Annotated in this window: 6 protein-coding genes; 2 read left to right on the forward strand and 4 right to left on the reverse strand. The window is 63.0% G+C overall.

The features are described from left to right. Nucleotides 1–609, reverse strand: a 609-nt coding sequence (locus J0I64_RS21030; RefSeq protein WP_291411970.1) for a hypothetical protein, incomplete at its 3' end; no start/stop codon positions are given. Nucleotides 610–696: 87 nt separating this feature from the next. Between J0I64_RS21030 and ppk2 the strand changes: the two genes are divergently transcribed. Then, complete coding sequence (ppk2, locus tag J0I64_RS21035; RefSeq protein WP_291411972.1) at nt 697–1,551, forward strand: polyphosphate kinase 2; 855 nt, start codon at nt 697–699, stop codon at nt 1,549–1,551. Between the two features lie 136 nt (nt 1,552–1,687). Here ppk2 and J0I64_RS21040 read toward each other — a convergent pair whose 3' ends face one another. Continuing rightward, entirely contained in the window at nt 1,688–2,599 is a 912-nt protein-coding gene (locus J0I64_RS21040; protein WP_291411973.1) for a sugar kinase, read from the reverse strand. Nucleotides 2,600–2,754: 155 nt separating this feature from the next. Here J0I64_RS21040 and J0I64_RS21045 point away from each other — a divergent pair, with 155 nt between their 5' ends. Then, nucleotides 2,755–4,227 (forward strand): mannitol dehydrogenase family protein, encoded by a 1,473-nt coding sequence (locus J0I64_RS21045; protein ID WP_291411975.1) that lies wholly within the window; start codon nt 2,755–2,757, stop codon nt 4,225–4,227. 226 nt (nt 4,228–4,453) lie between these two features. Here J0I64_RS21045 and J0I64_RS21050 read toward each other — a convergent pair whose 3' ends face one another. Further along, nucleotides 4,454–5,608, reverse strand: a complete 1,155-nt coding sequence (locus J0I64_RS21050; protein WP_291411977.1) for an iron-containing alcohol dehydrogenase — start codon at nt 5,606–5,608, stop codon at nt 4,454–4,456. Between the two features lie 129 nt (nt 5,609–5,737). After that, nucleotides 5,738–7,120 carry an aldehyde dehydrogenase family protein gene (locus tag J0I64_RS21055; RefSeq protein WP_291411979.1) on the reverse strand — a complete coding sequence of 461 codons (1,383 nt, stop codon included), beginning with the start codon at nt 7,118–7,120 and terminating at the stop codon, nt 5,738–5,740. Nucleotides 7,121–7,137: the final 17 nt, after the last annotated feature.

A 7,137-nucleotide genomic window follows, 5' to 3' on the forward strand; every position in this document is an offset into this window, starting at 1 on the left:
GTCGACGCGCTTCAATTCGGTCAGACTCTGGAAGGTGACGAGCAGGTGCCGGTCATCCTCTTCGAACCAGTCGCTGCCGGGGCTCCGAACGGGCGCAACAGTGACGCGATCCCAGGTTTCGCTGGGCAGGGTTTCGTGCAGTTCAAAACTCTGCGGCGCCCCGCTGCGTAGCGCCGCATCCACCGCTGCCACCAGTTCGGGATTGCGCATGACGAGGGTCAGAACCTTGCCGTTCTGCACATTGGGATATTGGCTCGCGGCGGCCTGGTTGCGATAGGCCACCGCCCCGCGACGGTCGAGTACGAGGCACGGCTCACCCAAGGCCTCGGCAAAGGCGGCCATGACGGATCCGCTGTCGTCTTCGGGCGGCAGCTGCACCACCGGCGTCTCGACGATGCGCGTCACCGTGCGCACCGGCATGGGCAGCAGGGCGACAAAGCCAAGGACGAACAGATAGCCGAGCGCGGCGAGATCGGGCCTGAGATTGCCAAAAAGCACGAGCGCGACAAAGAGGCCGGCGAGCCCCAGAAGGAGCCCGGCATAACTCACAATGCGCGCCAGCATGGCCTGGCCGCGCAGCAATGTCTGGGGCGATTGTGAATCGTCCATTTTTGCCCGCCGAATCAAGCGCTTACTCCCGCCACTTGCGCGGGATCGAAACTTCTAGCACGGTGCTCGTGACAATGGAGCGACAGAGTGAGCGATCCCTTCCTCAACTTCGATATCAACAATCCCGAACTGCCCGAGGCCATCGACAAGGCGGCCATGAAATCGGGCGGTTTTCCCTATGCCAAGAAGCTCGACCGGGACGAGTATGACACTCAGCTTTATGCGCTGCAAAAGCAACTCGTGCTGCTGCAAGGCCATATGGCCAAGGCCGGCGAGCGCATCGTCCTCGTCTTCGAAGGGCGCGATGCCGCCGGCAAGGGCGGCACGATCAAGACGATCCTCGAATTTCTCAACCCGCGCTACAACATCATCGCCGCCCTGCCCAAGCCCAACGACCGGGAACGCACCCAGTGGTACTTTCAGCGCTATATCGACTGGCTGCCGGCAGCGGGCGAAATGGTGCTCTTTGACCGCTCCTGGTACAACCGCGCCGGCGTCGAGCCGGTCATGGGCTTCTGCAAGCCCGAAGAGACCGAACTGTTCCTGGACGAAGCGCCCGAATTTGAAAAGCGCCTCACCAAGGACGGCATTCGTCTGTTCAAGTTCTGGCTGTCGATCGGCCGCGAAATGCAGCTCAAGCGGTTCCACGACCGCCGCCACGATCCGCTGAAAACCTGGAAGCTGTCGCCCATCGATCTCGAAGCGCTCAACAAGTGGGACGATTATTCGCGCGCCCGCGACCGCATGCTCGAGCGCACCGACAGCCGCCACGCCCCCTGGGCGGTGATCCGCGCCAATGACAAGCGCCGACTGCGGCTCAATGTCATCCGCACCGTACTCAGCGGCGTTGACTATGAAGGCAAGGACAAGAAAGCCATCGGCGAGATTGACGACAAGATCGTCCTCAGCGCCGAGGATTTTTTGAAGATGCACGGGGAATAGAGCCCCCCTCCCGTCCTCCCCTATCAAGGGGGAGGTGTCGCATCGAGTAGTTGGCACTATCTTGCGCAGGCCACTATCCCTTCACCTCCCCCTCGATGGGGGAGGCTGGGAGGGGGTGGTGCCCCGCGCGATGGCGCTATTTCAAAAACTTCGGCTCCACCAGCGCACCCTTGTGGCCGATAACCACCCCGGCCACGCGATGCGCTTCTTCCGCTGCCGCGCGGATCGACTTGCCGTTGAGCCGCGCCGAGAGATAGCCGCCATTGAAACTGTCGCCGGCCCCGGTCGCGTCCACCACCTTCTCAGCCGGTTTCGGCGAAATGCGCACCCGCTCGCTCGCCGTCGCGATCAGCGCTTCCTTGGCGCCATCCTTGACCACCACTTCCTCGACCCCGAGTTCGAGATAGCGGTCGGCGGTGTCATCCACCGACTTGTCGCCGAAAAGCGGGGCTTCATCGGTATGTGTGGGCAGCACGATATCGCAAAGGCTCGCCGCCGCCGTCAGCACCGAGGCCATCACCCTTGGGCTCGACCACAGGGCCGGCCGCAGATTGGTGTCGAAGGCGATTTTTGCGCCATTGTCTCGCGCCTTGACGATGGCGCCCAGCAAGCGACCACGCGCCTTGGGCGCCAGAATTGCGAGGGTAATGCCCGAGAAATAGACAAGGCTGGCGCCTTCCACGGCCTTTTGCAGCGCCGATTTGTCGTCGGCCAGCAGCTTTGCCGCCGACTGGTCGCGCCAATAGGTAAAGTGCCGGTCGCCCTTGTCCTGATGGATCATATAAAGTCCCGGCCGCCGCTCCGGGATCGTGCCGATATGGTCGGTGCCGATGCCATTGGTCTTGAGGAAAGTCCTGATGTCATCGGAATAGCGATCCTGGCCAAGCGCCGTCATATAGTCGACGTTCCAGTCCTTCCCGAGCAGGGCGCGCAGATACCAGGCCGTGTTGAGCGTGTCGCCGGCATAGCCCAGGCGATAGGTGCTGTTCTCGCCACCGCTCATCTCGATCATGCATTCGCCGATGCTGACGATCCGCTTGCTGGCCATGCCGCTCTCCTCCCAATTCCTGCAAAGGCTTATGCCGGGCCCGGCTTGCCCCGACAAGCCTTCCCCTCATAAACAGCATAGCGCGCCGCAACCAGCCTTCCATACAAGATTGGAAGCCACTATGCTGCGCCCGATTTGAATTCCATGGAGCCGTCATGACCAGCCCGCGCCTCAGCCCTGCCACCCTTGGCTCCCTCAAGCCGGGCATCGGCGTGCCGAAATATGATCGGGCCGAGGTGACGCCGGGCATCGTGCATCTGGGCATCGGCGCTTTCCACCGCGCCCATATGGCCGTCTATGTCGATGATCTCCTCGCCGGGGACCCAAGCTGGGGCATTGTCGGCGCCAGCCTCCGCCGCCCCGACACCAAGGAAGCCCTGGAACCGCAGGGCAGCCTTTACACCATTGCCGTGCGCGACGCCGAAGGCACCCATCCGCGCGTCATCGGCTCCATCCTCTCGGTCATGGATGCCAATACCGAGCGCGAAGCCCTCCTCGACCTGATGGCATCCCCCAACATCCGCATCGTCTCGCTGACCGTCACTGAAAAAGGCTATTGCCACGACCCGGCCACTGGCGAGCTCGACCAGAAGCATCCCGACATCGTCCACGACCTCGCCAATCCCGCCGCGCCGAAATCGGCGCCGGGCATGCTGGTCGAGGCCCTCGCCCGCCGCAAGGCGGCCGGCATTGCCCCCTTCACGGTGATGAGCTGCGACAATCTTCCCTCCAATGGCGAAACCGCGAAGCGCATCGTCACCCGCTTCGCCGCCCTCCGCGACGCCGATCTCGGCGAATGGGTGAAGTCTGTCGCCTTCCCCTCGACCATGGTCGACCGCATCGTGCCTTCCACCACCGATGCCGACCGCGAGGAAGTCACAAGCCTGATCGGCGCGGAAGACGCCTGGCCGATCATGACCGAGCCTTTCACCCAGTGGGTGATCGAAGACCATTTTCCGTCCGGCCGCCCGGCATTCGAAAAGGTCGGCGGGCAGCTCGTGAAAGACGTCGAGCCCTTCGAGCACATGAAGCTCCGGATGCTCAATGGCTCACACTCGACCATGTCCTATCTGGGCTATCTCGGCGGCTACCAGTACATCGCCGAAGTCATGGGCGATCCGGCCTATGTAAAGCTGGTCCATGGCCTGATGACCGAAGAAGCCATGCCGACGCTCGACATGCCCGGCGTCGATCTCGGGGCCTATCGTGATCAGCTTCTTGAGCGCTTCCGCAATCCGGCCCTGAAGCACCGCACCTGGCAAATCGCCATGGACGGTTCGCAAAAGCTGCCCCAGCGCCTCCTCGGCACCATCCGCGATCGTCTCAAGGCCGGTCAGCCGATCACCCGCCTTGCCCTCGGCGTCGCCGCCTGGATGCGCTACGTCACCGGCATCGACGAAAAGGGCAATGAGATCGACGTTCGGGATCCGCACGCGCTCAAGATGATGGCCATCTCGGCCGATGCCGGCGACGACCCGGTAGCGCTGTTCGAAGGGCTTTCGAGCCTGATCGAAGTTTTCGGTACAGACCTCGCCGGCAACGCCGTGTTCCGCGACACGGTGGTGGGCCATCTCGAAAACCTGTTCGACGAAGGCGCCAAGGCGACTGTGGCCGAGGTCGTCAGCTGACCGAGAGCCACTAGCCTTCCCCTCGCCCCTTGCGGGAGAGGGACCGACCAATTTGCGTTCAGCAAATTGGTCAGGGTGAGGGGTGTCTATCCTCCGCAGAGGAGCGAGTGACACCAGCAAGAATACCCCTCATCCCAACCGAATTCGCGTTTGCGAATTCGGTGATGCTGCGCGCCACCTTCTCCCTCAGGGGGAGAAGGGCGAACCGGTGGTTGGGACGAGGCTTCTAAACCCGTCCCTCCAGCGCCCGATCAAAAATCGCCAGCGCCAGTGCCCTGGTCAGCTCAACCGGGTTGCCACCCGCCGTCGGGTCGACAATCGCCATGTCGCCGATCTTCTCCCGCTGCGCGCTATCGACCTTAAAATCCTTCAGCGTATGCGGCACGTCGAGCCGCAGCCGCAGCCCGATCACGGCATGCAGGAACGCGTCAAAACTCGGTGCCAGCCCGATATAGGCCGCGAGCCGGGCAATCTTGCCCTCGATCGCCGACTTATTGGCCTGAAGCACATAGGGCATGAAGACCGCATTGGTCATGCCGTGATGGGTATCATAGAGCGCCCCCACCGGATGGCTCAGCGCATGAATGGCCCCGAGCCCCTTCTGGAACGCCGTTGCCCCCATGGCCGCCGCGCTCATCATATGGCCGCGCGCCTCGATATCATTGGGGTTGGCCACAACCTTGGGCAGGTTTTCGAACACCAGTCGAACGCCTTCCACCGCAATGCCATCGGCCAGCGGATGATAGCCCGGCGCGCAATACGCCTCCAAACAATGCGCCAGCGCATCCATGCCGGTGCCCACGGTGATGAACTTTGGCATGCCCGCGGTCAGTTCGGGATCAGCGATGACGACCTTGGGCATCATCAACGGATGGAAAATCACCTTCTTGGTATGCGTCGTCTCGTCGGTAATGACGCCCGCGCGCCCAACTTCCGAGCCCGTCCCCGCCGTCGTCGGCACGGCGACGATCGGAAAAATCCCCTTGGGATCGGCGCGCGTCCACCAGTCGCCGACATCCTCAAAGTCCCACATGGGCCGCGTCTGCCCGGCCATGAAGGCAATCACCTTGGCCGTGTCTAGCCCGGAGCCGCCACCAAAGGCGATGACCCCGTCATAGCCGCCCTCACGCAAAACTTTTATGCCCGCTTCGACATTGGCCGAGATCGGGTTCGGTTTTACATCGGAGAAAAGCCCAACCTCGATGCCGCCGGCTTTGAGATCGGCCAGCACCTTTTGCGTCACCGGCAGCGCCGCGAGCCCCGCATCGGTCACCAGCAGCGGCTTCTTTATCCCCGCGACCTTCAAGGCATCGGGCAATTCGGCAATGCGCCCCGCCCCGAAGCGGACGGCGGTCGGATAATTCCAGTTGGCTTTGGTCATTTTCCTAGTCCCTCGATACAACCGCCCCCACCGCTGTCATCCCGGCGAAAGCCGGAATCCATCCTGAGATCTCAAGTTGGGCTCCGGCTTTCGCCGGGGTGACAATCGAGCGTGGGGCGGCGTGTGTGCTCAAACCCGCCGCAGATGAAAACTCTTGGGCTGGGTCAAATTATGGTAGCCGATCTCGCTGAGGCCGCCGCCCTTGCCGGTGTCCTTCACGCCGGTCCAGACAAGCGCGGGATCGAGATAGTCGCAGCGATTGGCAAAGACCGTACCGGTCTCGACCCGGCTGCCGATCCGCCCGGCCGCGGCGATGTCATCGGTCCAGATGGACGCCGTCAGCCCATAGGGGCTGTCATTCATCAGCGTGATCGCCTCGGCGTCGTCCGCCACCTTCATGATGCCGACGACGGGTCCAAAGCTCTCCTCGCGCATGACGCTCATCTGGTGATTGACGCCGGTCAGCACTTCGGGCGCCAGATAGGGCGAACCTGCCGTGTCACGGGCATCGCCCCAGTTGAGATGCCGCGTCGCGCCCGAGCGCACGGCTTCGTCGGTCTGGTTCCGCACATGGTCGGCAAAGCTGCCGCGCGCCATGGGCCCGACAATGGTTGCCGGGTCGAGCGGATCGCCCAGGGTCCAGCCGCGCGCCTGCTGGACGAAGCGCTCGACAAACCCGTCATAGACCTCGGCATGCACATAGATGCGCTCGACGCCGCAGCACGATTGCCCGGAATTGAAAAAGCTGCCGTCGACAAGGTTTTCGGCGGCAAAGTCGAGATTGGCGTCGGCACGGACATAGGCCGGATCCTTGCCCCCGAGCTCGAGGCCCAGTGTGGCAAAAGTCCCGGCCGCCGCCCTCTCGATCCGCCGCCCACCTTCCACCGATCCGGTGAAATTGATGTGGTCGATCTCGCCCGAGCCGACGAGTTTTTCCGCGTCGCCATGGCTGAGGACGAGGTTCTGGAAAATCCCCTCGGGCAGTCCCCCCGCTTTGGCCGCCGCTGCGAAGCGCTCACCCGCCAGCAGGGTCTGGCTCGCATGTTTCAAAAGCACCGCATTACCCGCCACCAGCGCCGGCACGATGGAATTGACCGCTGTCAGAAACGGATAATTCCAGGGTGCAATCACGAGCACCACACCCAGCGGTTCATGTGCGATATAGCGCACAAAACCCTCTTTCTCGGGCCGCATCGATGGCGCCAGCGTAGTCTCGGCTATGGAGAGCATATGCCGGCTGCGCTCCTCGACCCCGCGCTTTTCCGCACCGAAGCGGATCGGCCGGCCCATCTGCCAGGCGAGTTCGGGCACGATTTCTTCGTTCATGGCAAGGAGCGCATCGACCATGCGCCCGACCGCCCCCACTCGCTCGGCCACCGCCACCCCGCGCCACTCGCGCTGTGCCGCCTTCGCCCGGCTCACGGCCGCGGCAATCGAAGGCCCGTCCAGCGTCTGGCGCTCGGCAAACACTTTTCCATTCACGGGAGAAATGATCTGGACCGTCTCGGTCATGCTTTTGTTCCACTCAA

Source organism: Devosia sp. (assembly GCF_017307565.1).
In the GTDB taxonomy this organism is placed as follows: Bacteria; Pseudomonadota; Alphaproteobacteria; order Rhizobiales; family Devosiaceae; genus Devosia.

Coding starts and splice junctions, on each gene's coding strand:
- J0I64_RS21055 (WP_291411979.1), bottom strand. CDS start 7,120: ATGACCGAGACGGTCCAGATCATTTCTCCCGTGAATGGAAAAGTGTTT.
- J0I64_RS21040 (WP_291411973.1), bottom strand. CDS start 2,599: ATGGCCAGCAAGCGGATCGTCAGCATCGGCGAATGCATGATCGAGATG.
- J0I64_RS21045 (WP_291411975.1), top strand. CDS start 2,755: ATGACCAGCCCGCGCCTCAGCCCTGCCACCCTTGGCTCCCTCAAGCCG.
- J0I64_RS21050 (WP_291411977.1), bottom strand. CDS start 5,608: ATGACCAAAGCCAACTGGAATTATCCGACCGCCGTCCGCTTCGGGGCG.